25 protein-coding genes, 1 tRNA gene and 1 riboswitch are annotated in these 25670 nt (G+C 68.1%); of the genes, 12 read left to right on the top strand and 14 right to left on the bottom strand.

The window, feature by feature from the left end:
- The first annotated feature begins 175 nt into the window (after window positions 1-175).
- The 3 genes from GQE99_RS18045 to GQE99_RS18035 are packed head-to-tail and all read left to right on the top strand — an operon-like array spanning window position 176 to window position 5001.
- The gene (locus tag GQE99_RS18045) at window positions 176-649 is read left to right on the top strand and encodes a GbsR/MarR family transcriptional regulator (RefSeq protein WP_161353130.1); all 474 of its coding nucleotides are present in this window, start codon (window positions 176-178) and stop codon (window positions 647-649) included.
- Window positions 650-678: 29 nt separating this feature from the next.
- Complete coding sequence (locus GQE99_RS18040) at window positions 679-1869, top strand: efflux RND transporter periplasmic adaptor subunit (RefSeq protein ID WP_161353127.1); 1191 nt, start codon at window positions 679-681, stop codon at window positions 1867-1869.
- 3 nt (window positions 1870-1872) lie between these two features.
- Window positions 1873-5001, top strand: coding sequence for an efflux RND transporter permease subunit (locus GQE99_RS18035; protein ID WP_161353126.1), 3129 nt, complete (start codon window positions 1873-1875; stop codon window positions 4999-5001).
- 132 nt (window positions 5002-5133) lie between these two features.
- Here GQE99_RS18035 and GQE99_RS18030 read toward each other — a convergent pair whose 3' ends face one another.
- Together GQE99_RS18030 and GQE99_RS18025 are read right to left on the bottom strand one after the other, a co-directional pair.
- Window positions 5134-6474 (bottom strand): HAMP domain-containing sensor histidine kinase, encoded by a 1341-nt coding sequence (locus GQE99_RS18030; RefSeq protein ID WP_161353123.1) that lies wholly within the window; start codon window positions 6472-6474, stop codon window positions 5134-5136.
- Window positions 6467-7138, bottom strand: coding sequence for a winged helix-turn-helix domain-containing protein (locus GQE99_RS18025; RefSeq protein WP_161353121.1), 672 nt, complete (start codon window positions 7136-7138; stop codon window positions 6467-6469). The genes GQE99_RS18030 and GQE99_RS18025 overlap by 8 nt, the downstream gene beginning before the upstream one ends.
- A gap of 206 nt (window positions 7139-7344) precedes the next feature.
- Between GQE99_RS18025 and GQE99_RS18020 the strand changes: the two genes are divergently transcribed.
- Together GQE99_RS18020 and GQE99_RS18015 are read left to right on the top strand one after the other, a co-directional pair.
- Window positions 7345-8490, top strand: coding sequence for a S1C family serine protease (locus GQE99_RS18020; protein ID WP_161353119.1), 1146 nt, complete (start codon window positions 7345-7347; stop codon window positions 8488-8490).
- A gap of 137 nt (window positions 8491-8627) precedes the next feature.
- The gene (locus GQE99_RS18015) at window positions 8628-9734 is read left to right on the top strand and encodes a patatin-like phospholipase family protein (protein ID WP_161353117.1); all 1107 of its coding nucleotides are present in this window, start codon (window positions 8628-8630) and stop codon (window positions 9732-9734) included.
- Here the strand turns inward: GQE99_RS18015 and GQE99_RS18010 are convergent, their stop codons facing one another.
- Complete coding sequence (locus GQE99_RS18010) at window positions 9735-10205, bottom strand: RrF2 family transcriptional regulator (protein ID WP_161353116.1); 471 nt, start codon at window positions 10203-10205, stop codon at window positions 9735-9737.
- 191 nt (window positions 10206-10396) lie between these two features.
- Here GQE99_RS18010 and hpaR point away from each other — a divergent pair, with 191 nt between their 5' ends.
- Window positions 10397-10861, top strand: coding sequence for a homoprotocatechuate degradation operon regulator HpaR (hpaR, locus tag GQE99_RS18005; protein WP_161353113.1), 465 nt, complete (start codon window positions 10397-10399; stop codon window positions 10859-10861).
- A 4-nt stretch (window positions 10862-10865) separates the two neighbouring features.
- On the opposite strand, the gene GQE99_RS18000 is transcribed toward hpaR, so the two are convergent.
- Entirely contained in the window at window positions 10866-11753 is an 888-nt protein-coding gene (locus tag GQE99_RS18000; RefSeq protein WP_161353111.1) for a LysR family transcriptional regulator, read from the bottom strand.
- A 110-nt stretch (window positions 11754-11863) separates the two neighbouring features.
- On the opposite strand from GQE99_RS18000, the gene GQE99_RS17995 reads away from it, so the two are divergent.
- From GQE99_RS17995 to GQE99_RS17975, 5 genes are all read left to right on the top strand, one after another.
- Window positions 11864-13063, top strand: coding sequence for an acyl-CoA dehydrogenase (locus tag GQE99_RS17995; protein WP_161353109.1), 1200 nt, complete (start codon window positions 11864-11866; stop codon window positions 13061-13063).
- 4 nt (window positions 13064-13067) lie between these two features.
- Window positions 13068-14219 (top strand): CaiB/BaiF CoA transferase family protein, encoded by a 1152-nt coding sequence (locus GQE99_RS17990; protein ID WP_161353106.1) that lies wholly within the window; start codon window positions 13068-13070, stop codon window positions 14217-14219.
- A gap of 208 nt (window positions 14220-14427) precedes the next feature.
- Window positions 14428-14517, top strand: a tRNA-Ser gene (locus tag GQE99_RS17985).
- Between the two features lie 200 nt (window positions 14518-14717).
- Complete coding sequence (locus tag GQE99_RS17980; protein ID WP_161353316.1) at window positions 14718-15401, top strand: metallophosphoesterase family protein; 684 nt, start codon at window positions 14718-14720, stop codon at window positions 15399-15401.
- Between the two features lie 85 nt (window positions 15402-15486).
- Window positions 15487-16818, top strand: coding sequence for a polysaccharide biosynthesis/export family protein (locus tag GQE99_RS17975; protein ID WP_328794182.1), 1332 nt, complete (start codon window positions 15487-15489; stop codon window positions 16816-16818).
- Here the strand turns inward: GQE99_RS17975 and ychF are convergent.
- The 7 genes from ychF to GQE99_RS17940 form a co-directional block, all read right to left on the bottom strand.
- Window positions 16815-17912: a redox-regulated ATPase YchF gene (ychF, locus tag GQE99_RS17970; RefSeq protein WP_161353103.1), complete on the bottom strand. Its 1098-nt coding sequence runs from the start codon at window positions 17910-17912 to the stop codon at window positions 16815-16817. The two genes, GQE99_RS17975 and ychF, sit on opposite strands and share 4 nt — an antisense overlap.
- Window positions 17913-17980: 68 nt before the next feature.
- Window positions 17981-18742, bottom strand: coding sequence for a TIGR02186 family protein (locus GQE99_RS17965; protein ID WP_161353102.1), 762 nt, complete (start codon window positions 18740-18742; stop codon window positions 17981-17983).
- Window positions 18742-19650 (bottom strand): sulfite exporter TauE/SafE family protein, encoded by a 909-nt coding sequence (locus GQE99_RS17960; protein WP_161353100.1) that lies wholly within the window; start codon window positions 19648-19650, stop codon window positions 18742-18744. Before GQE99_RS17960 ends, GQE99_RS17965 begins: the two co-directional genes overlap by 1 nt.
- Window positions 19651-19713: 63 nt before the next feature.
- Window positions 19714-20517, bottom strand: coding sequence for a purine-nucleoside phosphorylase (locus GQE99_RS17955; protein ID WP_161353098.1), 804 nt, complete (start codon window positions 20515-20517; stop codon window positions 19714-19716).
- 75 nt (window positions 20518-20592) lie between these two features.
- Complete coding sequence (locus GQE99_RS17950; protein ID WP_328794180.1) at window positions 20593-20925, bottom strand: GNAT family N-acetyltransferase; 333 nt, start codon at window positions 20923-20925, stop codon at window positions 20593-20595.
- A gap of 77 nt (window positions 20926-21002) precedes the next feature.
- Window positions 21003-21605: a tRNA (adenosine(37)-N6)-threonylcarbamoyltransferase complex dimerization subunit type 1 TsaB gene (gene tsaB, locus GQE99_RS17945; protein WP_161353093.1), complete on the bottom strand. Its 603-nt coding sequence runs from the start codon at window positions 21603-21605 to the stop codon at window positions 21003-21005.
- Window positions 21595-22155 (bottom strand): NifU family protein, encoded by a 561-nt coding sequence (locus GQE99_RS17940; protein ID WP_161353091.1) that lies wholly within the window; start codon window positions 22153-22155, stop codon window positions 21595-21597. Before GQE99_RS17940 ends, tsaB begins: the two co-directional genes overlap by 11 nt.
- 106 nt (window positions 22156-22261) lie before the next feature.
- Between GQE99_RS17940 and GQE99_RS17935 the strand changes: the two genes are divergently transcribed.
- A complete protein-coding gene (locus GQE99_RS17935; protein ID WP_161353090.1) occupies window positions 22262-23155 on the top strand; it encodes a DMT family transporter in 894 nt (297 codons plus the stop codon).
- On the opposite strand, the gene GQE99_RS17930 is transcribed toward GQE99_RS17935, so the two are convergent.
- The 3 genes from GQE99_RS17930 to GQE99_RS17920 form a co-directional block, all read right to left on the bottom strand.
- On the bottom strand, window positions 23152-23607 hold the full coding sequence (locus tag GQE99_RS17930) for a universal stress protein (RefSeq protein WP_161353088.1): 456 nt from the start codon (window positions 23605-23607) through the stop codon (window positions 23152-23154). The two genes, GQE99_RS17935 and GQE99_RS17930, sit on opposite strands and share 4 nt — an antisense overlap.
- A gap of 139 nt (window positions 23608-23746) precedes the next feature.
- Window positions 23747-24607, bottom strand: coding sequence for a branched-chain amino acid aminotransferase (locus tag GQE99_RS17925; protein ID WP_161353085.1), 861 nt, complete (start codon window positions 24605-24607; stop codon window positions 23747-23749).
- Window positions 24608-24828: 221 nt separating this feature from the next.
- Window positions 24829-25395, bottom strand: a complete 567-nt coding sequence (locus GQE99_RS17920) for a gamma-glutamylcyclotransferase family protein (RefSeq protein ID WP_161353084.1) — start codon at window positions 25393-25395, stop codon at window positions 24829-24831.
- A 72-nt stretch (window positions 25396-25467) separates the two neighbouring features.
- Window positions 25468-25554, top strand: a riboswitch (glycine riboswitch).
- Window positions 25555-25670: the final 116 nt, after the last annotated feature.

The raw sequence follows: 25670 nt of genomic DNA, 5'->3' as shown, positions 1-25670 counted from the left end.
CAACGGCCGCTTGTCTACGACCTTGCCGACGCGGCGGCAATGACAAAGGCGCGTGACAGGCTGCCGCGGACCGGCCGGCCCCACCGGCGCACAAGCCCGCGCGGTGCGAAATCATTTCGTTCAATACGTTCAATTCTGATTGAACGAAAGCCCGGACCGCCCTATATGGCGCCCCATGACACGTGATCCGATCGACAATTTCATCGAGCAGATGGGCTTCATGACCCAGGAGGACGGCCTTCCCCGGATCGCCGGCCAGATTCTCGGCTACCTCATCATCGAGGGCGAGCCGCGCACGCTGGCCGAGATCACCGAGGCGCTGAAGATCTCCAAGGCGTCGGCCTCGACCAACTGCCGGCACCTCGCAGACAAGGGCGCGCTCCGGCGCGTCGCCACGATCGGGTCGCGCGCCGACAGCTACCAGGCCGTGACCAACCCGGCCGAGAACATGCTGTCGGGCATGGCCCAGCGGTTCCGCAACCGGGCCGAACTGATGGAACAAAGCGCGCGCGAATTCCCGGCCGACCGGCGCGGCGCGCAGGAACGGGTCTCCGAATTCGCGGAGTTCTTCCGCGCCTCGGCCGACTTTCTCGACGATTGGAACGCACGCGCACAGCGCCGCGGCCTCAAGACGGAGCAACCGACGTGAACATGCAGAACCCCAAGCCTGATTGGGCCATGAAGAAACGTGAGAAGGCCCGCGCCGAGGCGATCGCCGCCGGTGAGAAACCGAAGCGGCGCAAGTGGCCCTGGATCGTGCTCCTTCTGCTCATCGCCGCGGCCGGTGGCGGCTACTACTACGCCCAGGAGAACGGCCTCCTGCCCGAACCGCCCATGCCGGTCGCCGAAGAAGAGCCGGAAGCCCCGTCAGAACCCATCACCCGCCTCGCGGCCTTCGAGGTCGAAACGGTGGAACCGCGTACCCTCACCGACACGCTGCGCGTGACCGGCTCGCTCACGCCCGCCCGCCAGGTCCACCTGTCGGCCGAGGTTTCGGCCCGGCTCGTCGACGTGAACGTGCGCGCGGGCGACGCCGTGTCGGAGGGCGAGACGCTTGCCCAGTTCGACGTCGCCGCCCTCACCAACCAGCTCGCCCAGGCCCAATCCAACGCCGAGGCCACGCGCGCCCAGGTGTCGCAGGCCCAGACCGATTTCGAACGCACGCAGACGCTGGTCGAACGCGACCTCGCGGCCCCCAACGCGCTGGACCAGGCGCGCACCGGGCTGGAACAGGTGCGCGCGCAGCTCGCCGCGCAGGAAACCGCGGTGGAAACTGCGCGCACGGCGCTTGAGAAGGCCACCGTCACCGCGCCGTTCGACGGCGTGATCGCGGAACGGCAGGTCGACGCGGGCGCCTTCGTCGGCACCGGGTCGCCGCTTTTCACAATCGTCGATCTCGCCTCGCTCGAGTTCGAGGCCACCGTGCCCGTTTCGCGCTCCGCCGAGATCGCGGCCGGCCAGCGTGTTGCGCTCAAGGTCGAGGGCTTCGGCGACCGCATTTTCGACGGCGAAGTGGAACGCATCAGCCCGATGGCGATCGAAGGCTCGCGCATGCTCCCCGTCTTCGTGACCCTGGGCAATCCCGGCGGCCAGCTGCGCGGGGGCATGTTCGCTTCCGGCCAGATCGCGCTCGACCGCAAGGAAGACGCGTTGTCGGTCCCGGTGGCCGCCCTGCGCCGCGACTCGAACGGCGCCTACGTCCTCGCCATCGACGGCGACCGGCTGGAGCGCGTGGACGTGGAGCCGGTGCGCGAATGGGCCGACGGCACCCGGATCGAGATCGCGGACGCCGCGCTCGAAGGCCGCACCATCGTGGCGGCGGGCCTGAGCCAGCTGCGCGACGGTCAGAAAATTAACCTGGCGGAGTAAGCCATGTTCCTCACACGGATCAGTGTCAGCCAACCCGTGTTCGCCACCATGGTCATGGTGGCGCTCATGGTCGTGGGCGCGTTTTCCTATTCCCGCCTGCCCGTCGAACAGTTCCCGGACGTCGACTTCCCGGTTGTCGCGGTCGTCACCGCATACCCGGGCGCCACGCCCGAGGCGGTCGAAAACGACATCATCGAGCCGATCGAGGACAGCGTCTCGACGCTGGCCGGGATCGACAATATCCAGTCGACCGCCCTTACCGGGTCGTCGATGGTGCTGATCCAGTTCGACCTGGAGGTCGACAGCGCCACCGCCGTGCAGGACGTGCGCGACCGCGTCTCGCAGGTCGCGCCACTCATGCCCGACAACGCGGACGATCCGCGCATCCTGCGCTTCGACCCCTCCGACCTGCCGATCATCTCGATCGGGGTGAGCTCCGAGGAAATGGACATCGGCACGCTGACGCAGGTGACAGAGGACTACATCTCGAAAAGGCTCGCCAACCTGCGCGGTGTGGGTCAGGCCAACGTCGTGGGCGGGCGCCCGCGCGAGGTGATGATCGAGATCGACCCGGATCGCCAGACCGCGCTCAACGTCGGGATCACCGAGGTCGCGGGATCCGTGGCCCAGGAAAACCAGGACCTGCCGGCCGGCGCCGTCACCTCGGGCGGCAATACCCAGTCTGTGCAGGTCGAAGGCCGGATCGAGACGCTGCGCGCCTTCGAGGACATCATCGTGGCCCGGCGCGCCGGTCAGCCGATCCGCCTGGGCGACATCGCCGACGTGACCACCGGGCTTGCCGAGCGCGACAGCCTCGCCATGCTGAACGGGCGTGACGCGCTCGCCGTCGACGTGCTCAAGACGCAGGGCGCCAACACCGTGGACGTGGCCGAACGCGTGATCGAGGAAGTCGCGCGCATGCAGGAGGATCCCCAGTTCGACGGGATCGAGGTGCGCGTGCTCCGCGACAACTCGGAATCGGTCGTCGAAAGCTTCCACTCGGTCCAGAACATGGTGGTCGAGGGCGCGATCCTGGCCACGATCATCGTCTTCCTGTTCCTCAACTCCTGGCGCTCGACGGTGATCACGGGGCTCACGCTCCCGATCTCGATCATCGCCACGATGACCGCGATCTACGCGCTCGGCTTCACGCTCAACATGATGACGCTCATGGCGCTGTCGCTGTCGGTGGGCATCCTGATCGACGATGCCATCGTCGTGCGCGAGAACATCGTGCGACACCTGCACATGGGCAAGAACCACGTGCGCGCCGCGCTGGATGGCACGAACGAGATCGGGCTCGCCGTGCTGGCGACCACGCTCTCGATCGTCTCCGTGTTCCTGCCGGTGGCCTTCATGGAAGGCATCATCGGGCGCTTCTTCTTCCAGTTCGGCATCACCGTGTCGGTCGCCGTCCTGATCTCGCTCTTCGTGTCCTTCACGCTCGACCCGATGATGTCCTCGGTCTGGTACGACCCGGCCGCCGACACGTCGCGCAAGCGCGGGCTCGTCGGGCGCGCGGTGGGGCAGTTCGACCGGCTCTTCGAATGGATCGGCGCGCAATACGTCAAGCTCCTGCGCGGGGCGCTCAAGCACCGCAAGACCACGCTCCTCGTGGCCTTCGCCGCGTTCCTGGGGGCCTTCGCGCTCTTCCCGAAGATCGGGGGCGAGTTCATCCCGCCCGCCGACACCGGCGAGATCCAGGTCGACATGCGCGCCCCGGTTGGCACGTCGCTCGACCGGACCGCGCAGAAGATCGCCCAGGTCGACGCCCTCCTGCGCGAGGAATTCCCGGAGATCGAGCGCACCTACGCCACGGTCAATTCCGGCACCTCCTCGGGCGACAACAACGCGACGATCATCGGCATCCTCGTGCCCTACGACCAACGCAGCCGCACCCCGCAGGCGCTCACCAGCCCGGTGCGCGACGCGCTGGCCCAGATCCCCGGGGCCGAGTTCTCGGTCGGCGCCTCGGGCGGCATGGGGCCGGTGGAACCGCCGATCGAGATCAAGATCTTCGGGCCCGACCTGGACGTGCTGGAACGCCTCGCCCACGAGCTCTCGGACGAGATGGCCGGCATCGACGGGCTCGTCGACATCCGCACCACGCTCGACGATCCGCAGCCCACCCTGGGGATCGAGGTCGACCGCGACGCGGCCTTCGACCTTGGCATCTCGCTCTCGGCCGTGGGCGACACGCTGTCCTCGATGCTCGAGGGGCAGACCGTTTCGGAATGGACCTCTCCCTCGGGCGAAAGCCTCGACGTGGTCGTGCGCCTGCCGGAAGAGGCGCGCAACGACCCGGCCTACCTGGGCGCCCTGCCCATCGCGCAATCCGGCGCGACCGGTGCGGCGGGGCTCGTCCGGCTCGACCAGGTGGCGACGATCACCCAGGCCGAGGGTCCGGGCGAGATCACCCGCGAAGACCGCGAACGCTCGGTCCGGGTCACGGCCAACCTCGAAAGCGGCGTGCGCCCCGGCGACGTGACCGCGGCGGTGCAAGAGGCCGCGGCGGGACTCGACTACCCGCTGGGCTATTCGCAGGGTAGCGGCGGCGACGTGGAAGACATGCAGGACCTGGGCTTCGCGGCCGCCTCCGCGCTCGCCCTGGCGATCATCTTCATCTACCTGGTGCTCGCCTCGCAGTTCGGCTCGTTCCTGCAACCCTTCGCGATCATGTCGTCCCTGCCGCTTGCGCTCATCGGTGTGCTGGGGGGCCTCCTGGTCTTCGATTCGACGCTGAACGTCATGTCGATCATCGGCTTCATCATGCTGATGGGCCTCGTGACCAAGAACGCGATCCTGCTCGTGGACAACGCCAACCAGCATGTGCGCAACGACGGGCTCAACCTGTACGACGCGCTGGTGATCGCGGGGCAGACCCGTTTCCGGCCGATCGTGATGACGACGCTCGCGATGATCTTCGGCATGCTCCCGCTGGCGCTCAACATCCATGGCGGCACCGGGCAGAACGCCTCGATGGCGCATGCCGTGATCGGCGGGCTGATCTCGTCCTCGCTGCTCACGCTGGTCGTGGTGCCGGTGGTCCTGACCTACACCGACGGGCTCGGGCGCTTCGTCTCGCGCTTCCTGCCCAAGGCCCCGGACGACGTCCACAGCCCGGCCGAGTGATCCCTTCATCGTTCGACAAATACTTCGGAGGGGGTGCGGGGGAGGCTGGCCTCCCCCGCCACCGCGCCGGCCCGCCGACAGGCGGGGCGGCGCAGGACCTGCGCGCGGGCCCGCCCGCGCTCCGCATCGACGCTAGGATGGAAACCGCAGCGTGACCGACAGGCCCGGATCCGCATCGGCCAGCTCCAGGGTCGCACCGTGGCTCTCGGCGATGGCGGCCACCAGCGCCAGGCCCAGCCCGTTGCCCGGTGTCGTGCGCGAACGTTCCAGCCGGTAGAGCCGGCGCAGCACCTTGTCGCGCTCCGCCTCCGGGATGCCGGGGCCGCTGTCGGTGACGCACAGGCTCCCGTCGGCTCCCACCGCCACGCGGATCTCGCCGCCCGCGGGGGTGTGGCGCAGGGCGTTCTCCACCAGGTTGGCCAGCGCCTGCCCGATCAGGTCGCCGTCGCCGCGCACCATGACGGGGGCCTCGGGAATATCCACCGTGAAGCCGTCGCCCCGGTCTTCGGCCGAGGGTTCGTAGAGCTCCGCGATACGGGCGGCCAGAGCGCCCAGGTCGACCGGCGTGAAGCGGTCCGCGGCCGAACCGCCCTCGATCTGGGCGATCTGCAGAAGCGCGCGGAAAACTGAGACCGCCCGGTCCGCCTCCTCGCCCGCGGCCGCCGCCAGTTCGCGCGCTTCGCCGTCGGGCAGCCTGTCCTCGAGCCCCTGCAGCGTAACCCCGATCCGCTGGAGCGGCGTGCGCAGGTCGTGGGCGATGTCGGTGGTCACCTGGCGCAGCGCCTCGGTCGCGGCCTCCTGTTTCTGCGCCATTCGGTTCACCCGGGCGCCGATCCGGGACAGGTCGTCCCCCTCCCCGGTCTCCTCGGACCGCGCGGCGAGGTCGCCGGCGGCGATCCGGTCCAGCACCGCCTCGATCCGCTCCACCCGCCGGGCCGAGGTGCGGGCGATCAGCGCGCCGATACCCAGCGCGATGAGAACCGTGGGGACCGTGGAGATGGCGAGCAGGACGAGGAAGGTTTCGCTCAGCCGTGCCACCGGCTCGAAGCTCTTGCCCACGATCAGCACGCCGCCCGAAAGCCGCCGCACCTCGTCGAGGTAGCCCTCGTCGGACAGGGGTCTGCCCGGGTCCATCGCGGTGAGCCCCACGTCGAACCCGTCGAGCACGGCGCGCGCGTTGCCTGTGATGCGCCCGTCGTTGCCCAGGAAGACGTAGACCGTATCCATCGGGTCGACGACCCGGGCGCGCGCGGACACCAGCGTGCGCAGCGCCGAGGGGCTGGCGGAGATGTCGAAGCTCGCCACGTCCTGGCGCAGTTCCGCACGCAGGCTCTCCACCGTCGCGGCCCGTTGCGTGAGCCAGGCCACGCCCAGCGAGGCGAGGTTGACCAGCGCCACCACGGCCACCAGCAGCACCGCCTGGCGCACCGGCGTCGAGCGGATCAGCCGCAGGCGGCGCGCGCGATCAATCATCGATCCGGTATCCCGCGCCGCGCACCGTTCGGATCAGGTCGCGCTCGAAAGGCTTGTCGACCTTCGCACGCAGGCGGCTGATATGGGTCTCGACCACGTTGGTGCCGGGGTCGAAGTGAATGTCCCAGACGTTCTCGAGCAGCATGGTCCGCGTCTGCACCCGGCCCTTCCGGCGCAACAGATGTTCGAGAAGTGCAAATTCGCGCGGCAGGAGCTCGATCGGTTCCCCGGCCCGCGTCACCTCGCGCCGGACCAGGTCCATCTCGAGATCGGCGGCGCGCAGCACCGTGTCCTCGGCCTGGAGCGGCGGGCGCCGTGTCAGCGCCGCGACCCGCGCCGAAAGTTCACCGAAGGCGAAGGGTTTGACGAGGTAGTCGTCGCCCCCCGCCTCGAGCCCGGCGATCCGGTCCTCGACCCCGCCCACCGAAGTCAGGAAGATCGCGGGCGTCGACACCTGCGCGGCGCGCAGCGCCTTGACGAGCGAGAGCCCGTCGAGGCCCGGAAGCATGCGGTCGACCACGAGCACGTCGTAGCTGCCCGACATGGCCTGCCCCAGCGCGGTGCGCCCGTCGGCAAGGCTGTCGACGGAATGGCCCTCCTCGCTGAACCCGCGGGCGATGAATTCGGACGTGGTCGGATCGTCTTCGACGACAAGTATCTTCATGGCAGTCACCGGTTACCTGTGCCTAACATAGAAACGGACGCGCCGTTTTGCAGCCATGTGCCCCTTGCGCGGCCGCCTGTCACGGCCCCGTGACGCGGATTACAGATTTGCAATCTGCCGGCGATTTGTCTGCAAGCCCGCCGCCCCATCTTCGTCTCATCGCCAAACCACCGCACACACGAGTTGTGACGAAGAAAGGACAAACCATGGCTGACACACCCATCATGCGCCGCGTGGCCCCTGCCCTGGCCGTGACCGCGCTGCTGGCCGGCACCGGCGTGGCCGCGCTGACCAACGTGCCGCAGCCCGCCATCGCCGCCTCGCCGGTCGAGGGCGGTTACGTCGACCTGGTCGAACAGGTCGCCCCGGCGGTCGTGACCATCGAGACGACGCGCACCGTCGGTGCCGAGCCGGCCCACAGTGAAGGCTTCGAAGGCAGCCCCTTCGAGGAGTTCTCCCGCCGCTTCGGCATTCCGATGCCCGAAGGTGGGCCCCAGGGCCAGGCTCCCGAACGCGAGGCGCGCGGGGCCGGAACCGGCTTCATCATCTCCGAGGACGGCCGGATCGTGACCAACGCGCACGTCGTGCGCGGCGCGACCGAAATCACCGTGACGCTCGAGGACGGGCGCGAGATCGCGGCCGAGCTCGTCGGCATGGACGAAGCCACCGACGTGGCCCTGATCAAGGTCGACGAAACCGGCCTGCCCGCGCTCGACTTCGGCGACAGCGAGACCCTCAAGGTCGGCGAGAACGTCGTCGCGATGGGCAATCCGTTCGGGCTGGGCAACACCGTGACCTCCGGCATCGTCTCGGCCATCGGCCGTGACCTGCGCGCCGGACCCTTCGACAACTTCATCCAGACCGACGCGGCCATCAACCGCGGCAACTCCGGTGGTCCGCTCCTGAACGACGACGGTCAGGTCGTGGGCATGAACACCGCGATCATCTCGCCGACCGGCGGGTCGATCGGGCTGGGCTTCGCCGTGCCGGCCGACATGGTCCAGACAATCGTCGCCGACCTGGCCGACGACGGCGAGGTTCAGCGCGGCTGGCTCGGCGTCCAGATCGGGCCGGTGAGCGAGGACGTGATCGCCGCGCTGGGTCTCGACGATGCCAACGGCACGATGATCGAGGGCGTCATGGACGACACCCCGGCCAAGGAAGCGGGGATTCAGAAGGGCGACATCGTCGTCGCCGTCAACGGCAGCGCCATCGACGGGCCGCGTGACCTGACGCGCGCCATCGCCGGCGACATGCCGGGCAGCAAGGTGGAGATCACCGTGCTGCGCCGCGGTGACGAGCAGACCTTCGAGGTCACGCTCGCGGAACGGGGGGAAGACGAGCCGGCTTGATCTCCCTGGCTTGAACCCCTCTCGAGAAGGCCGCCGGACATGTCCCCGTCCGGCGGCCTTCATTATTTTGCGTATCGACAGATCACCCCACAGCCGATACCTAGGGGATCAGTTGCCCTCGCGTCGGTCTGACCCGTATGAGCCCCTGGAAGCGCCTTCTCCTGGCACTCGCCGTGCCGCTTTTCGTCGCCTCCTGCGGCCTGTCGCCCGCACGGCAGATCCCCGAAGGCTTCGACCTTCCGACCGCCCGGCCCCTCGGCATGGACGGCCTGATGAGCACCCGGCGCGACAACATCATAGACCCCGACGAAGTGACCCACCCCGGCCCGATCCTCGCCCTGTCGGCGGGCGGTGTGCGCGGGGCGTTCGGGGCGGGCGTGCTGGTCGGTTGGACCGCGACGGGCGAGCGCCCGGAATTCTCGGTCGTCACCGGCGTGTCCACCGGCGCGCTCCTGTCGCTCTTCGCCTTTCTCGGCCCGGACCAGGACGCCGACCTGAAGACGGCCTATACCACCGTGAAGACCCGCGACCTGGTGAGCATCCGGCCCGTCAGCGCGCTACTGGGCACGCCGTCCTTCACCTCGGCCGAGGGGTTTCGCGAGCAGATCGAGAAATACCTCGACGAGGATGCGCTGGCGCGGATCGAGGAAGGCGCCGCCCAGGGCCGCAAGCTGATCGTGGCGACCACCAATCTCGACGCGCAGGCCCCGCGCTACTGGGACATCACCGCCATCGCGGCGTCGGGCCATCCCGACCGGCTCGAGCTGATCCGCAACGTGATCCAGGCCTCGGCGGCCATTCCGACGCTCTTCCCGCCGGTCCTGATCCCCGTGTTCGACACGGACGGGCGCACCTTCCCCATGCTGCACGGCGACGGCGGCGTGACCGAGGAATACATCCTGTTGGAGTTGGGCGACCGGGTGCTGTCGGGACGGAAATCCTACGTCGTGCTCAACCAGTTCGAACGCCCGGAATTCAAGGCGACCGACGTGAATGTCATCGGCGTGCTGGGCGCGACGACCGGCGCGAACCTCGCCCAGCTCTACCGCAACGAAACGCGCGCCGTGCTGGCCGCCGAGCGAAGCCGCGGCTACGACGTCTCCTTCGCCACCATTCCGGCGGAATTCGACCAGGAATCCGAGGAAGGCTTCGACCCGGTCTACATGACGTCGCTGTTCAACCTGGGCCGCAGGGCGATACTGCGCGACGCGCTCTGGATTGAGCGCCCGGCCATCGCCGAGTGATCAGCCGCGCGCGGCCTTGTTGCAGTTGGCCGCCGCCGGGTTCAGCGAAAGAAGCTCTTCCAACCCGCAATTGCCATCGACAAGGTCGCTCAGCATGACCTGGTCGAGCTCTGCGTAGAACGCCTCAAGCGCGCGGCGGATGTAGGCGTGCAGCCGACAGCTGTCGACCAACGGGCAGTTGTTGTTCGCGGGATCGAAGCACTCGGTGAACGGCACCTCCGCCTCGAAGTCGCGAAACAGCGCGCCGATCGAGATCGTCTCGGGCGCACGGGCGAGCATCAGCCCGCCGCCCCGGCCGCGCCGGGTTTCGACATAGCCGAATTGCTGCAGCTTGTGGATCACCTGGCTCAGGTGGTTGCCGGAGGCGTTCGTCGCCTGCGCGATCTGCGCGGATCGCACTGTCGCGTCCGCGTTCACACCGCAGTACATCAGCACGCGCGCGGCCAGGTTCGTTCTCATGGTCAGACGCATGGGCCCCTCCCTAATCACCTGCCAGTCTAACCGGTCGCGCCCACCGGCGATTTGACATGGATCAGATAAATGTTTCGGCCCGTCTTACTTGCATCGCCGGAAACCGTTGAAATGGCCGCGAAAATTGAACACGTTAAGAAAACCACTGCAAAAGCGGCGCCCCGCGCGTCCGCCCGGCCCGGGGAAACGCCATGACACGCAAAGCTGCGCGCAACGGATTCGAACTGTCCGAGACCCGGCGCACGCTGCCCATCGCGCTGCTGCGCGCGCGGGAAACCGTGATGGAACGCTTTCGCCCGATGCTCTCGGCGCATGGCGTGACCGAACAGCAATGGCGCGTGCTGCGCGTGCTGCAGGAGGCTGACGAACTGGACGCGACCGACGTGTCGGAAGCGGCCTGCATCCTTGCCCCTTCGATCTCGCGCATGACCCGCACGCTCGAGGCAAAGGGGCTGGTCGAGACCCGCAAGGACCCGGCCGACGGGCGCCGTTCGCTGATCCGGCTGACCAAGGCGGGCGACAGTTTCCTGCGCCAGGTCGCCCCGGAAAGCGCGGCGATCTACGAGGAGATCGAAACGCTCGTCGGGCGCGACCGGATCGAGGCGCTGCTCGACGAGGTCGACGCGCTCCTGAACGCGCTCGAGCGCGACGGCTGAGCCGTCAGCCGTCCGTTTCCCCGGCCAGCCAATCGCGAAAGGCCCGAAGAGGGGCGGCCTCTTCCCGGCTTTCCGGCCAGTCCAGCCAATAGGCGCCCTGCACCGGCACCGCCTGCCCGAAGATCGGGACCAGTCGGCCATCCGCGATCTCGATCCTGGCCAGGTAATCGGGCAGAAGCGCGATCCCGAGCCCCGAGATCGCCGCCTGAATCATCATCGAGAACTGATCCATCATCATCCCGCCGGTCGCGGGCGGCGTGGCTCCCTGCCCGGTGAACCAGTCGGACCAGACGTTGGGACGGGATTCGAGGTGCAGCATCGGGAGGCCGGCCAGGTCGTCGAGGGTGTCGAGCCTGTGGTTCTCGGCGAAGGCGGGCGACACGCAGGCCGTGACCCGTTCGTCGAAGAGCTTCTGCTGATGGGCCCCGGCCCGGTCCGGACCGCCGAAACGGATCGCCGCGTCGAAGGCCTCGCCCGCGAAATCGACGAGGCCGATCCGGGTCGACAGGTTGACCGCGATCCCCGGATGCGCGTTCAGGAAATCACCCAGCCGCGGGCCGAGCCAGCGGGTCGCGAAGGTAGGCAGGACCGCCAGCGACAGCGTCCCGCCCTCGGGGTTGGCCAGCACCGCCATGCTCGCGCGCTGCACGATGTCGAGCGCGCGGGCCACGTCGCGCTGGTACCCGATGGCCGCGTCGTTGGGGATCAGCCGGCGCCGCGTGCGGGTGAAGAGCTCCACCCCCAGCTGGGCCTCGAGCGACAGGATCAAGCGGCTCACCGTGCTCTGCGTGAGGTTCAGCTCCTGCGCCGCCGCCGTCACCGAGCCGTGGCGCACCACCGCGTCCAGCGCGAGAAGCAGCCGGGTCGAGGGAAGGAAACGTCGCTGCCGCATGATCATTCCATTTCTGCATGAACTCATGCGACAATGCCGCTTCATGTGGGGAATTTCCACTGGTATTGTCGCGCCTGACGCATAATCGAAGAACCACAGGAAGGGACGACATGGCCACAACATCGCACAAGGGGATCTCGTACAACTGGGAGGACCCGTTCCTTCTGGACGACCAGTTGAACGACGACGAACGCATGATCCGCGACAGCGCACGCGCCTTCGCTGCCGACCGGCTCCTGCCCCGCGTGACGGAAGCCTACCTCGAGGAAAAGACCGACCCGGAGATCTTCCGCGAGATGGGCGAGGCCGGGCTTCTCGGCGTGACCGTGCCCGAGGAATACGGCTGCGCCGGTGCCTCCTACGTCTCCTACGGCCTCGTCGCGCGCGAAGTGGAGCGGATCGACAGCGGCTACCGGTCCATGATGTCGGTGCAATCCTCGCTCGTGATGTTCCCGATCCACGCCTACGGCTCGGAAGAGCAGCGGCAGAAGTACCTGCCGAAACTCGGCAGCGGCGAATACATCGGCTGCTTCGGCCTGACCGAGCCCGATGCGGGCTCCGACCCCGGCGGCATGAAGACCCGGGCCACCAAGACCGACGGCGGCTACGTGCTCAACGGGTCGAAGATGTGGATCTCGAACAGCCCGATCGCCGATGTCTTCGTCGTCTGGGCCAAGTCCGAGGCGCATGACGGCAAGGTGCGCGGCTTCATCCTCGAGAAGGGCATGAAGGGCCTGTCGGCCCCGAAGATCGGCGGCAAGCTGTCGCTGCGCGCCTCGATCACCGGCGAGATCGTGATGGACAACGTGGAAGTGGGCGAGGACGCTCTGCTTCCAAACATCCAGGGCATGGGCGGCCCCTTCGGCTGCCTCAACCGCGCGCGCTACGGCATTTCGTGGGGCGTGATGGGCGCGGCCGAGGATTGCTTCACCCGCGCGCGCCAGTACGGGCTCGACCGGCACCAGTTCCAGCGCCCGCTCGCCGCGACCCAGCTCTACCAGAAGAAGCTCGCCGACATGCAGACCGAGATCACGCTCGGCCTCCAATCCTCCCTGCGCGTCGGCCGGCTCTTCGACGAGGGCCGCTTCGCGCCCGAGATGATCTCGCTCATCAAGCGCAACAATTGCGGCAAGGCGCTCGACATCGCGCGGATGGCCCGCGACATGCACGGCGGCAACGGCATCCAGGCGGAATACCACGTGATGCGCCATGCCCAGAACCTCGAGACGGTGAACACCTACGAGGGGACCCATGACGTGCACGCCCTGATCCTCGGGCGCGCGATCACCGACCTCCCCGCCTTCGCCTGAGCCGATGGCCGGGGACGCACCGCTCGCAGGCCTCAAGGTGGTCGAGCTGGCCCGGATTCTTGCCGGGCCGTGGCTGGGCCAGACGTTGGCCGACCTCGGTGCCGAGGTGATCAAGGTGGAAAGCCCCGATGGCGACGACACGCGCCATTGGGGCCCGCCCTTCATCGAACGCCCCCTGCCCGACGGCGGGACCGAGACGGTGGCGGCCTATTTCCACGCCGCCAACCGGGGCAAGACCTCGATCACCTGCGATTTCGGCGACGCGGACGACCTTGCCCGCCTCAAGGCGCTCATCGCCGAGGCGGACGTGGTCATCGAAAATTTCAAGGTCGGCGGGCTGAAGAAATACGGCCTCGATTACGAGACGGTTTCGCGGGACAACCCCGGCCTCGTCTATGCCTCGATCACCGGCTTCGGCCAGGACGGGCCGCGCGCCACGCAACCCGGCTACGACTTCCTGATCCAGGGGATGTGCGGGATCATGGACCTGACGGGCGACCCCGAAGGCGAGCCGCAGAAGGTGGGCGTCGCGTGGATCGACGTCTTCACCGGGCTCTACGGCGTGATCGGCGCGCAGGCGGCGCTGGCCGAACGGGCCCGGTCGGGGCGCGGACAGCAGGTGGACCTGGCGCTGTTCGACTGTGGCATCGGCGTGCTCGCCAACCAGGCGATGAATCACCTGCTGGGTGGCCTTTCTCCGACCCGGCTCGGCAACGCCCACCCCAACATCGTGCCCTACCAGGTCTTCCCGGCCTCCGACGGCCACCTCATCATCGCCTGCGGCAATGACCGGCAGTTCGTCCGGCTCTGCGACGTCCTCGGGCTTCATGATCTCGGCCAGGACCCGTCATTCGCCACCAACCGCGGCCGGGTCGCGGGCCGGGACACGCTGATCGCCCGCCTCAGCGCCGCCACGCAGACACGCCCCCGCGCCGAGCTCATCGCCGCGCTGGACGCCGCCGGCATCCCCGCGGGCCCCATCAACACCGTGGCCGAAGCCCTTGGCGACCCGCAGGTCGACGCCCGGGAGATGCGGATCACCCCAGAAGGCATCGCCGGCCTGCGCACCCCCATCCGCTTCTCCCGGAGCCCGCTGTCGCTGGAGCGTGCCGCGCCGGTGTTGGGCCAGATCAAACCGCCCGAGCCGCCGCAATGATCGGATGTGGCCTGCCCGCCTGACTCGCCTGTTCGCATGAGATCGGCGCTCGAGCCGGTTCAACCGGATTGCACGCGCGCTGGATTCGCCAAGGCGGACCGCCGCTTTTTGCAGCCAATTCAAGAGGTTGCCGAGATCCGGCATCGGTTTCACGCAAGAGCCAATTTCGCCTTGTGTCCGCAAGACTTGGGCGGCTATACCCGTCGACGGAGACGTGGCCGAGTGGTCGAAGGCGCTCCCCTGCTAAGGGAGTAGGCGGGAAACCGTCTCGAGGGTTCGAATCCCTTCGTCTCCGCCACCCACCCCGCCCGCTTCGCAGCGATTGCCAAGACCCGCTCGGGCGCGATAGGAACGGGGCCAGTCCTGCGTTTGCCGCGGGACACGTGGGACCTGGTCGAGAGAGGCGGAATCTTGAGCATTTTCAAACGGCTGCTGCGTCGCTCCGGTGCTCCGGCGGCGTCGCCGGAATTCCGGGCGCCACTTCAGCCCGAAAGTCGGATGTGCGTGATCGGGGATGTGCACGGCTGTGCCATGCTGCTCGACCGGCTCATGGAGAAGATCGAGAGCCGCGACGATCTCGAGGAAATCATCTTCGTTGGCGACTACGTGGATCGGGGCGACGACAGCCGGGGGGTGATCGACCGCCTGGTGGAACGCGACCGCGACGCCCGCGTGACGTGCCTCATGGGCAACCACGAGGACATGATGCTCACCTTCCTCGACGACCCGGCGGGAAGCGGGCGGCGCTGGCTGCGCTTCGGCGGGCTGCAGACGCTGGCGAGCTTCGGGATCACCGGCGTGGCGGAATCGGCTCCGGACGACGAGATGACCGCCGTGGGTGAGGCGTTCCGCGAAGCGCTGGGGTCCGAGCGCGATGACTGGCTGCGTAACCGCCCAGTGCAGCACCGCAACGGAAACGTGGCCGTTGTCCACGCCGGGGCGGCGCCAGCGCTGCCGATGGAAGCGCAGAACCCCGGCCACCTGATCTGGGGGCACCCCACGTTCGGGCGCACGCCGCGCAGTGACGGGGTCTGGGTCGTGCACGGGCATACGATCGTGTCGGCCATCGAGCCGCACGAGGGCGTGATCGGGGTCGATACCGGCGCCTACGCGACGGGGCGGCTCTCAGGGGTGATCCTGTCGCCCGACGGCGGGCTCGAGGTGGTCGAAGCCGTGGAATAGCGTCGGCACCCGCATCAGGCTTCTATACAACTCAAACGTGTGATAATGATCCCAGGCACAGCCATAACCTGTGCGAGGAACAGTCGTGCGCATACTCATCCTCTTGAACTTCCTGGTGACGCTGACCGCCTGTTCCGGGGTCGGCACGCCGGTCGTGATCCCGGAGCGCACCGCGGCCGGCGAGGTCGAGATCGTGATGATGACGGCCAATTCCGTCGATGCGGCCAACGCCTCGCGCTATGAGCCGCGCACCGTGCCCGCGATCTTCGCCCGGACCACCGGCATCCCGGACGCGACCCGCGGGTTGGGCGCCCTGCCCGCGCCGGTGCACAGCGCCCAGGTGCGACCGGGATCCCTGCCCACCCGCCTGCCGCCCGACCTGCTTCCCGCGCCCTACCGCATCGGCGTGGGCGACGTGCTGGTCCTCTCGACCCCCGGCGGCGATACGACGGCCGAGGCGCTGACCGGGCTGCTGGCCGCGCAGAACAGCCGGCAGGACTACACGGTGCAGGATGACGGGGCGGTCTCGATCCCCGACGTGGGACGGGTCGAGCTGGGCGGTCTCACGCTCCCGGAAGCCGAAGCAAGAGTATTCCAGGCAGTCCTCGACGCCGGGTTCGAGCCGAGCTTCTCGCTCGAAATCTCCGAATTCAACGCGCAGCGGGTCACGATCGGCGGCGCAGTGGGCGCCCCGGCGGTGATCCCGATCACGCTCACACCGCTGCGCCTGTCCGAGGCGATCAGCCAGGCGGGCGGTATCACGGCGGCCGAACGGGAGATGGCCACGATCCGGCTCTACCGCGACGGGGCGCTCTACCGGATTCCGCTGTTCGCCTACCTCGAGGACACCGAGATCCGGGGCCTCACGCTCAAGGACGGCGACAGCCTCTACGTCGACGCGGAATACGACCTCGCGCAGGCCGAGGCGTTTTTTCGCGAACAGATCACGCTTCGGACCACCCGGTTCAACGCCCGCTCCACCGCGCTCGACCAGCTTGCGACCGAAATCGGAATGCGCCGGGCCGAGTTGAACGAGGCGCGGGGCAATTTCCGCGCGCGGCTGGAGATGGATGCGGTGGCGCGCGACCATGTCTACATCGCCGGGGAAGTGGGCCAGCAGAGCCGCTATACCCTGCCCTTCGAGCGGCGCGCCACGTTGGCCGACGCGATCTTCGACGCCGCGGGCGGCGTGCCCAACGAAAGCGGAAACATCGGCGAGGTCTACGTGCTGCGCGGCACCGGCGACGGGCGCGGGATTCGCGCCTGGCATCTCGACGCCTACAACGCCGCGAACCTGGTGCTGGCCACCCGGTTCGAGCTGCGACCCGACGACGTGATCTTCGTGAGCGAGAAGCCCCTCAGCGCGCTCAGCCGGTCGCTGACGCAGATCGCCGCGGGGCTGGCGCTGGTGCTCTAGGCGTTGAAGAGGAAGTGCAGGACGTCGCCGTCCTTCACCTCGTAGCTCTTGCCCTCGGCGCGCATCTTGCCGGCATCCTTGGCGCCCGCTTCGCCGCCCAGGGCCACGAAGTCGTCGTAAGCGATGGTTTCGGCCCGGATGAAGCCTCGCTCGAAATCGCCGTGGATGACGCCCGCAGCCTGCGGGGCGAGCGTGCCGGACTTGATGGTCCAGGCGCGCGCCTCCTTCGGGCCGACGGTGAAGTAGGTCTGGAGGTGCAGCAGGTCGTAGCCCGCCTTGATCAGCCGGTCGAGCCCGGCCTCTTCCAGACCCAGCTCGTCCAGGAACATCGCCTGTTCTTCGGCGTCGAGCTGGCTGATCTCTTCCTCGATCTTGGCCGAGATCACGACGCTGGCCGCGCCCTGCTCTTGCGCCATCTTTGCGACCGCGTCGGAATGCGCGTTGCCCTCGGCCGCTTCGTCCTCGCCCACGTTGCAGACGTAGAGGATCGGCTTGGTGGTCAGCAGCTGGAGCATCTTCCAGGCCTTCGCGTCCTCCGCGTCGACCTCGACGGTGCGCGCGGGGCGCCCCTCTTCGAGCGCTGCCATCGCGGCCTTCAGCAGGCGTTCCTGCTGGAGCGCTTCCTTGTCGCCGCCCTTCACCTTGCGCACGATGTTCTGGAGCCGTTTCTCGATCGACTCCATGTCCGCGAGCATCAGCTCGGTCTCGATCGTCTGGGCGTCCTCGACCGGGTTCACGCGGCCCTCGACGTGGGTCACGTCCCCGTCCTCGAAGCAGCGCAGAACGTGTGCGATCGCGTCGACCTCGCGGATGTTGGCCAGGAACTGGTTGCCCAGCCCCTCGCCCTTCGAGGCGCCCTTCACGAGGCCGGCGATGTCCACGAAGGTCATGCGCGTCGGGATCACCTCTTTCGACTTGGCGATGGCGGCCAGCTTTTCGAGCCGCGGGTCGGGCACGGCCACCTCGCCCACGTTGGGTTCGATGGTGCAGAACGGGAAATTCGCCGCCTGCGCCGCGGCGGTCCGCGTCAGCGCGTTGAACAGCGTCGACTTGCCGACATTCGGCAGCCCGACGATCCCCATGCGAAAGCCCATTTGCATCTCCTTCGGAATGATCCCCGCGCCTTCTAGGGACAATTCCGCCCGCCCGCAACGGGGGCCGGTCAATTGCGGAAGACGAAGCGGAAGAGCGTCGAGGCGGCCCAGCCGAAGAACCCCGCGATGGCGAGCGACAGGAGACCGTAGATCAGGGGGCGTTCATGGGCGAGGTTGAAGACCCAACGCTCCAGCCCGACCTTGCGCACGCTCACGTAGGAGACGTGGTTGGATACCACCTTTCCTTCGCGCGTGAGATAGATATGCGCCGTGTAGAGCCCCTCGACCACGTTCGACGGAAGCTGCACGCTGGTGGAAAAGAGCGTCGATTGATCGAGAAAGACGCTGTCCTCGGCCAGCGAATAAAGCCCTTCCTTCTCGCGGATGCGGATGAGCGCGTCGGCGAACGCCTCGGCGTCGTCCACCTCTGCGTTCTCGATCACCTGCACCGTCTCCTCGATCGAGACGAGCCGATCGCGGTTCTCCTCCTCGCTCAGGACGTAGTCGAACCGGCCGGACGTGGCGATGGCGTAGAAGGCCGGCGCGTCGCGCACCGCCACCGCGTCGGTGTTCACCCAGATGCCGAACTGGCGTTCCTTGCGCCGCACCGTCACGGTTTCTTCCGGACCCTCGATCACGATGACCACGCCCAAAGGGCTATCGGGGATCGGGGTCTCGCGCTTGACGGCCCCGAAGAGTAGGATCTCGGAGCCCACGAAGGTCGCGTCGATGGCCACCCGGTTCTGGCTCATCCCCGCGACGATGCGTTCCTCCTGCGCCCACGCCGGGGCGGCGAGAAAGAGGAGAAGCGACAGGAGGAGGCGCATCATCAGCCCTCCTGCCCCAGCGAGTAGAGCTCGGACGGCTCGATCAGAAGGCCCACGGCCAGGTTCAGGCAGACACCGACGACGAGCAGCGCAAGCAGGATACGGGTCTGTTCGGCCTTGATGCGAAGCCCGATGCGCGCGCCCAGCTGCGCCCCGATCACGCCGCCGAGGATCAGAAGGATCGCAAGGCCGATATCGACGGTCTGGTTCTCGTAGGCGTGCATCACCGTGGTGAAGGCCGCGACGAAGATGATCTGGAACAGCGACGTGCCCACGACCACCTTGGTCGGCATCCCCAGGATGTAGATCATCGCGGGCACCATGATGAACCCGCCACCGACGCCCATGATGGCCGCCAGCACGCCCACCGAAAGCCCGACGAGGATCGGCGGGATCACCGAGATGTAGAGCCCCGAGGTGCGGAACTTCATCTTGAAGGGCAGCGCGTGCACCCAGTTGTGCCGCCTGCGTTTCGGGGCCGTAGCACGCCGGTTGCGCAGGATCGCGCGGGTGCTTTCGACCAGCATCAGGAAGCCGATGATGCCCAGGAAAACGACGTAGCAGAGCGTCACGAGCAGATCGACCTGCCCGATGGACCGCAGGTAGGTGAAGAGCTGGACACCCAGAAGCGCGCCGATCAGACCCCCGACCAGCAGCACCCAACCCATCCTCAGGTCGACCGTCTTTCGCTTGAGATGCGCGAGCACGCCGGACACGGAGGACGCGACGATCTGGTTCGTCCCCGTCGCCACGGCCACCGCCGGCGGAATGCCGATGAAGAACAGGAGCGGCGTCATCAGAAAGCCGCCACCGACCCCGAACATGCCGGACAGGATTCCGACCAGCCCTCCGAGCCCGAAGAGCAGGAACACGTTGACCGAAACCTCGGCGATAGGAAGGTAGACCTGCATGGAACACTCCTGCGCCAAGCCACAGGATTTGTCCAGATCGCCGCCGATTACCGGAGGGAATACCTATGCGCTAACGGACAGGAAGCGGCGGATCACCCGTTCGAGCTTCTCGGCCCCCGAGACGGCCATCTTCTTGGTGTGCGCGTGGGACAGTTTCTCGTCCGACATGCCCTCGGCCATGTTGGTGATCGCCGAGATCGCGGCGACGTCCAGACCGAAGAACCGCGCGAGGATCACCTCGGGCACCGTCGACATCCCGACCGCGTCACCGCCCAGCGTGCGGATCGCCCGGATCTCGGCCGGCGTTTCGAAGGATGGCCCGGAGAACCACGCGTAGGTCCCTTCGGCGAGCGTGATCGCCTCTGCCCGGGCCGCCGCGTGCAGCCCCGCACGCATCTCGGCCGAGTAGGCATCGCCAAGCGGCACGAAACGCGCGTCGGTCGCCTCGCCGATCAGGGGATTGGCCCCGGCGAAGTTGATGTGGTCGGTGATCATCATCAACTCGCCCGGGGTCACGTCCGCCCGCGTCGACCCGGCCGCGTTGGTGAGCAGCAGGCGTTTCGCCCCCAGCTCTTTGAGCACGGCGAGCGGCATGCGCATCGCGGCCGCGTCCCCGTGTTCGTAGTAATGCGCGCGCGCCCCGAAGATCGCCACGCGGGTGCCCAGCAGGTCACCGATCACCAGCTTGGGGTTGTGCCCCGACACCCCCGGCTGCGGGAACCCGACAAGGTCGGCATACGGAATGGCCGTGCCCTCAACCGCATCGGCAAGGTGACCCAGGCCCGAGCCCAGGATCAGGCCCAGCTCGACCGGGGCGTCACCGGCCCTGTCGCGGATCGTGGCGGCGAGTGTGGTGGCGTCGGTCATCGTCCCTCCTGGCGTTTTCGCCACCCTAGTCACGGGTCGCCGTGACGGTCCAGAGGCCACGTCGCGGCAGGTGGCTCAGAGCAGGGATTTCGACATGAGGATCGCGTCGACCGGCGCCGCGCCGACGCGGGCGTAGTAGCCGGGGCGCCGCCCGGTCTCGGCCCAGCCCGCCGCGCGGTAGAGCGCCAGCGCCTGAGCGTTGTCCTGCGCGACTTCGAGAAACGCGCTTTCGCCGGCCCGGCCGCGCGCGGCCTCTTCGAACGCATCCAGAAGGGCGCGCCCCTGCCCGGCCCCTTGCGCGGCCGGATCGACGGCGATGGTCAGAAGCTCCGCCTCGCCCGCGATCACCCGGCCCAGCGCGAAGCCGTCCGGCGCATCGACGGCGAAGCCGCCCGGGCCCTCGATCAATCCGGCAATCTCCCTGACCGCCCACGCGCGGCTCGCCGGGAAGGCAGCGGCATGAATCCGGGCCATGTCTGCCGGCGTCATGGCAGTATAACGGGGGGCGGATCGCTTGCGGGCGCGGCATCGGCGCTGCGGATGTAGAGCGGCGCAGGCCGGTCGATCGAGCCGCCGGCGGCAAGGCGCCCGACGCCGATCCGCGCGATATTGGTCACGAGCCGGTCCGGCGGCAGCCCCGCCGCAATTGGCAGGTCGTCCGGCACGTCACCGGCCTCGATCAGCTCGGGCCCCGCCGCGCCATCGCCGAAGACCTGCGCATAGACCATGCCGCGGCGCGCGTCCGCCACGGCCCGGCACGGGCGTGCCAGCCCGTAGGCCTGGGCTTCGAGCACGGAAACCCCGATGGCCGGCCGGCCAAGCCCCAACGCCAGGCCGCGTGCGGCGGAGACGGCGATGCGGATGCCGGTGAAGTTCCCCGGTCCGATGCCCACGGCCACGGCCGACAGATCGTCCCAGCGCAGGCCCTGGCGCGCGAGCACCGCGTCCATGAGCGGCATCAGCCGTTCCGCCTGCCCCCGGCCCATCTCTTCCACGGCGCATTCGACGATGTCGTCGCCACAAAGCAAAGCGGCCGCGCAATGCGCGGCCGATGTGTCGAAAGCAAGAAGCGTCGGGTCAGACGGCAACGGGCCGAACCTCGGTCACTTCCGGGATGTAGTGCTTGAGCAGGTTCTCGATCCCCATCTTGAGCGTCAGGGTCGAGGACGGGCAGCCTGCACAGGCCCCCTGCATGTGCAGGTAGACCACGCCACGGTCGAAGCCGTGGAAGGTGATGTCGCCACCGTCCTGCGCCACGGCCGGGCGCACGCGGGTGTCGAGCAGGTCCTTGATCTGGACCACGATCTCGCCGTCCGGGCCGTCATGGTCGGCGTGGGCCGCCTGGCTCGCCTCTTCCCCCATGACCGGCGCGCCGGACTGGTAGTGCTCCATGATGGCGCCCAGAAGCGCGGGTTTGACGTGGTCCCACTCGATCTCGTCGGCCTTCGTCACGGTCACAAAATCGGTCCCGAAGAACACACCCGTCACCCCGTTCACGGCGAAAAGACGCTGTGCCAACGGGGACTTGCCGGCAGCCTCGGGGTTCGGGAAATCCGCGGTTCCCGCGTCCAGAACGGTCTGTCCCGGCAGGAATTTCAGGGTTGCCGGGTTCGGTGTGGATTCGGTCTGAATGAACATGTTACGTCCTTTCCTGTCGACTTCGGATATGAGCTTGGAATCGTTCCAAGTCAACCGGTGGGCCCTTTTTCTTTCCTTCACGCGAAAGTCAGCTTTAGGAGATTTCATGACCGATCACCTCAAGGGATTGATCATCACGTTCCTTGGCGTGGTCTTCATCCTGCCCGACAGCCTCATGGTGCGCCTGATCGAGACCGACGGGGTCACCGTGGCGTTCTGGAAGGCGCTGCTCGTGGCGCTGGTGCTGGGCGCGGGCTACCTGGTGCGCGACGGCGTAAGGCCGTTTCGCACCGTCTTCGCGCTGGGGCCGAAGGTCTGGGTCTATTCCGCCTGCACGGGGGCGGCGGGGACCATGTTCGTGCTCGCCGTCGCCAACACCTCGATCGCCAACGTGGTCTTCATCATCGCCGCGATGCCCCTGATGTCCGCGCTCTTCTCGCGCGTGGCCCTGGGCGAGCGGATCACCCGGCGCACGGCGCTCACGATGGCGGTGGTGCCGGTGGGCATCGGCCTCATCGCCTACGGATCGGGCGAGACGGAGGGCGCATCGCTCAAGGGCGACCTGATCGCGCTGGGGATCGTGGTGGTCTTCTCGATCGGCCTGACCATCGCGCGCAGCCTGCGCCCCGTCTCGATGGTCCCCGCGATCCCGCCGGGAATGCTGGGCGCGGCGCTGGTGCTCCTGCCCTTCGCGCAACCCTTCTCGGTTCCGGCGGACGACTGGATCTGGGTGGCGCTCCACGGCGGGTTCTTCATCGTGATCTCGACCGCGCTGCTGGCCACCGGCCCCCGCTTCCTCCCCTCTGCCGAGGTGGCGCTGCTGCTTCTCGTCGAGAGCGTCTTCGCGCCGCTCCTCGCCTGGGCGGTGATCGGGGAGGTGCCGGGAAAATGGGCGCTGATCGGCGGGGCCATCGTGATCACCGCGCTCGCGATCTCGAACGCGGTGGCGCTCATGCGCGGGCGCCGCGTGCCGGTCAAACCGGCCCCGCCGCACCTCTAGGTGATGCTCTCCAGCCGCTCCTTGGACATCTCGCCCGGAACGATGGTGAGCGGCACCGGAAGGCTCGCCGAGGCGCGCGTGAGCGCAGTGACCAGAGGCCCCGGGCCCTTCTTGCCCGATCCCGCGCCCAGCACCACGACCCCGACCTCGGGGTCCTCGTTGACCTGCGCCAGGATTTCCTCGACCGCCTCGCCCTCGCGGATGACCAGTTCCGGGTCGATCCCCTGCTTGTCGCGCATCCACTTGGCGAAGACCTCGTAATGCGCCTCGATCCGCTCGCGGGCTTCTTCGCGCATGACGGCGCCGACGCCGAGCCAGTGGTTGAACTCCTCCGGCGCGATGATCGACAGGATCTCGACCCCGCCCCCGGTGCGCGCGGCGCGCATGGCGGCGAACCGCATCGCGTTCAGGCATTCGCGGCTGTCATCCAGCACCACGAGAAACTTTCGCATGAGGCACTCCTCTCAGCGCCGCATCATGGCCGAGGGGCCGGACGCTGGCAACAACCGCTTCATCGTTCCCGAAATACTTTGGGGGAGTCGGTGATCCCCCCGGGATCACCGGCGGGGGCAAAGCCCCCTCTTCAGGGCCTCAGAGGCTCAGCGCCCAGTCCCAGTAGAGCTCGCGCGCGCGCCGGGCCATGCGCCCCTGCTGGTACATGGTCCCGTCGAACTCGGTCACCGGCGTCACCTTGTTGAGGTTGCCCGACAGGAACACCTCGTCCGCCTCGCGGAAATCGTCGAAGGACAGCACGCTTTCGTGCACCGTCACGCCGTCGGCGCGCAGGTTCTCGATGTGGCGTGCGCGGGTGATGCCCGACAGGAAGGTGCCGTTCGGGATCGGCGTGAACACCTCGCCGTCGCGGACCATGAAGACGTTGGCGCTCGCGGTTTCCGCGACGTTGCCCAGCGCGTCGGCGACCAGCGCGTTGCCGTAGCCCTTGGACCGCGCCTCGGCCAGCATGCGCGCGTTGTTGGGGTAGAGGCAGCCGGCCTTCGCGTTGACCACGGCATCCTCGAGCACCGGGCGGCGAAAGCGCGTCGTGGTGAGCGTCACCGCGGCATCGGGTGCGGCCATCGGGATTTCCTCGAGCGACACCGCGAAGCCGGTGGCGGACTGGTCGGGCAGGATGCCCAGGTAGCCGCCCTCGATCCCCCAGTACATCGGCCGCACGTAGACCGCCGCGTCCTTGGGATAGAGCGACAGCCCCTCCCACACGATCTCGAGCATTTCGTCCACGCTCACCGTCGGCTTGATCATCAGCGCTTCGGCCGAGCGGTTGACGCGCGCGAGGTGGCGGTCGAGGTCCGGGGCCATGCCATCGACGAAGCGCGCACCGTCGAAAACGGTCGTACCCAGCCAGGCGCCGTGGTCGGCCGCCTTCATCACGGGGACGTCGCCCTCGTGCCAGGTTCCCTCGAAATACGTGCGCAGATTCGTGCCCGTCGCCATGTCGCCCTCCGTCTGATCGGCGCGACCCTACGCCCGGCTTCGGGGAAGGTCCAGATGGTGGAAAAAGGGCGCCCCCGGCGGGACGACCGGGGGCGCGAGACCGCGCGCGGGCAAAAGGATTGGGACAGGCGCGCTGCCCGGCGAAAGCCCCGGTAGGGGCGGGGAATCGCGGGCAGGTCCACTCTAGGAACGGCTTGATTCCGTTTTGTGACAGCGCCGGCTCAGAGCCCGACGATCCGCGCCCCCACGCGGGCGAGCCCCTCGTCGACCAGTGCGGTCTCCTCCTCGATCAGCGACTGGTGGCGCGGGTAGATCGGGGCCGCCCGGTCGTCGAGCACGGGGACATGCCAGTTCTCGGTCGTCTCGAAGAAATGGTCGACGCCCGCGCGGCCGAATTCCGTGTGAAAGCCCTGCACAACGACGTCGAGATAGGACAGGAGCACCGGGTCGTCATCGCCGGGGACCGGGAAGCGCTCCAGGTCGACCGCGTAGATCGCGATGTCGAGCGGGCGCTCGACCGGGTGGCGCACCGCCGCGCTCGCGTCGTGGCGGGCATAGCCGCCCTCGCGTTCGTCCAGCGCGGCCCAGTCGGCCCCCGGCACGGCGGCGATCAGGCCGTCGATGTAATCCTCGGTCGCGGGGACCGCGGACAATAGGCAGCGGTCGAAGCGCGCCGACTTGCGCCAGGCCCGGCGCCAGCCGGTGACGCGGGCGGGATGCGCCTCGGGGTAGTCATGGGTGCGCCGGTTCACCAGCGAGCCATAGCCAAAGAAGAACGGATCGGACATGGCCCGTGTTCTCCCGGTCCCGGGCGCGAAACGCAAGCCTTGTGGCGGGCGGCGGCGCTGATTACCCTGCCGCTATCCGCGTTGGGAGAATCTGGCATCGCCAGTGCCGAAGGAGCAACCGCCCCGGAACCTCTCAGGCCCACGGACCTTCGCGGGACGACAGCACTCTGGAGAGTGGCGCAATGACGCCCGCCGAAGGGATAACGATCTCAGGCAGCCGGACAGAGGGGGCATCGAATGGGCCGAAACGGCCCAGCGATGCCGGGCGCGACATC

Source organism: Maritimibacter harenae, from assembly GCF_009882975.1.
Classification (GTDB): domain Bacteria; phylum Pseudomonadota; class Alphaproteobacteria; order Rhodobacterales; family Rhodobacteraceae; genus Maritimibacter; species Maritimibacter harenae.
The sequence above is the reverse complement of the archived record's forward strand: the minus strand, read 5'-3'. Positions and strand labels throughout refer to the sequence as shown.

Bases quoted from the DNA above. Each gene is read 5' to 3' on its own strand.
- GQE99_RS18045 (WP_161353130.1), top strand. From the start codon at position 176: ATGACACGTGATCCGATCGACAATTTCATCGAGCAGATGGGCTTCATG.
- GQE99_RS18040 (WP_161353127.1), top strand. From the start codon at position 679: ATGAAGAAACGTGAGAAGGCCCGCGCCGAGGCGATCGCCGCCGGTGAG.
- GQE99_RS18035 (WP_161353126.1), top strand. From the start codon at position 1,873: ATGTTCCTCACACGGATCAGTGTCAGCCAACCCGTGTTCGCCACCATG.
- GQE99_RS18030 (WP_161353123.1), bottom strand. From the start codon at position 6,474: ATGATTGATCGCGCGCGCCGCCTGCGGCTGATCCGCTCGACGCCGGTG.
- GQE99_RS18025 (WP_161353121.1), bottom strand. From the start codon at position 7,138: ATGAAGATACTTGTCGTCGAAGACGATCCGACCACGTCCGAATTCATC.
- GQE99_RS18020 (WP_161353119.1), top strand. From the start codon at position 7,345: ATGGCTGACACACCCATCATGCGCCGCGTGGCCCCTGCCCTGGCCGTG.
- GQE99_RS18015 (WP_161353117.1), top strand. From the start codon at position 8,628: ATGAGCCCCTGGAAGCGCCTTCTCCTGGCACTCGCCGTGCCGCTTTTC.
- GQE99_RS18010 (WP_161353116.1), bottom strand. From the start codon at position 10,205: ATGCGTCTGACCATGAGAACGAACCTGGCCGCGCGCGTGCTGATGTAC.
- hpaR (WP_161353113.1), top strand. From the start codon at position 10,397: ATGACACGCAAAGCTGCGCGCAACGGATTCGAACTGTCCGAGACCCGG.
- GQE99_RS18000 (WP_161353111.1), bottom strand. From the start codon at position 11,753: ATGCGGCAGCGACGTTTCCTTCCCTCGACCCGGCTGCTTCTCGCGCTG.
- GQE99_RS17995 (WP_161353109.1), top strand. From the start codon at position 11,864: ATGGCCACAACATCGCACAAGGGGATCTCGTACAACTGGGAGGACCCG.
- GQE99_RS17990 (WP_161353106.1), top strand. From the start codon at position 13,068: ATGGCCGGGGACGCACCGCTCGCAGGCCTCAAGGTGGTCGAGCTGGCC.
- GQE99_RS17980 (WP_161353316.1), top strand. From the start codon at position 14,718: ATGTGCGTGATCGGGGATGTGCACGGCTGTGCCATGCTGCTCGACCGG.
- ychF (WP_161353103.1), bottom strand. From the start codon at position 17,912: ATGGGCTTTCGCATGGGGATCGTCGGGCTGCCGAATGTCGGCAAGTCG.
- GQE99_RS17965 (WP_161353102.1), bottom strand. From the start codon at position 18,742: ATGATGCGCCTCCTCCTGTCGCTTCTCCTCTTTCTCGCCGCCCCGGCG.
- GQE99_RS17960 (WP_161353100.1), bottom strand. From the start codon at position 19,650: ATGCAGGTCTACCTTCCTATCGCCGAGGTTTCGGTCAACGTGTTCCTG.
- GQE99_RS17955 (WP_161353098.1), bottom strand. From the start codon at position 20,517: ATGACCGACGCCACCACACTCGCCGCCACGATCCGCGACAGGGCCGGT.
- GQE99_RS17940 (WP_161353091.1), bottom strand. From the start codon at position 22,155: ATGTTCATTCAGACCGAATCCACACCGAACCCGGCAACCCTGAAATTC.
- GQE99_RS17935 (WP_161353090.1), top strand. From the start codon at position 22,262: ATGACCGATCACCTCAAGGGATTGATCATCACGTTCCTTGGCGTGGTC.
- GQE99_RS17930 (WP_161353088.1), bottom strand. From the start codon at position 23,607: ATGCGAAAGTTTCTCGTGGTGCTGGATGACAGCCGCGAATGCCTGAAC.
- GQE99_RS17925 (WP_161353085.1), bottom strand. From the start codon at position 24,607: ATGGCGACGGGCACGAATCTGCGCACGTATTTCGAGGGAACCTGGCAC.
- GQE99_RS17920 (WP_161353084.1), bottom strand. From the start codon at position 25,395: ATGTCCGATCCGTTCTTCTTTGGCTATGGCTCGCTGGTGAACCGGCGC.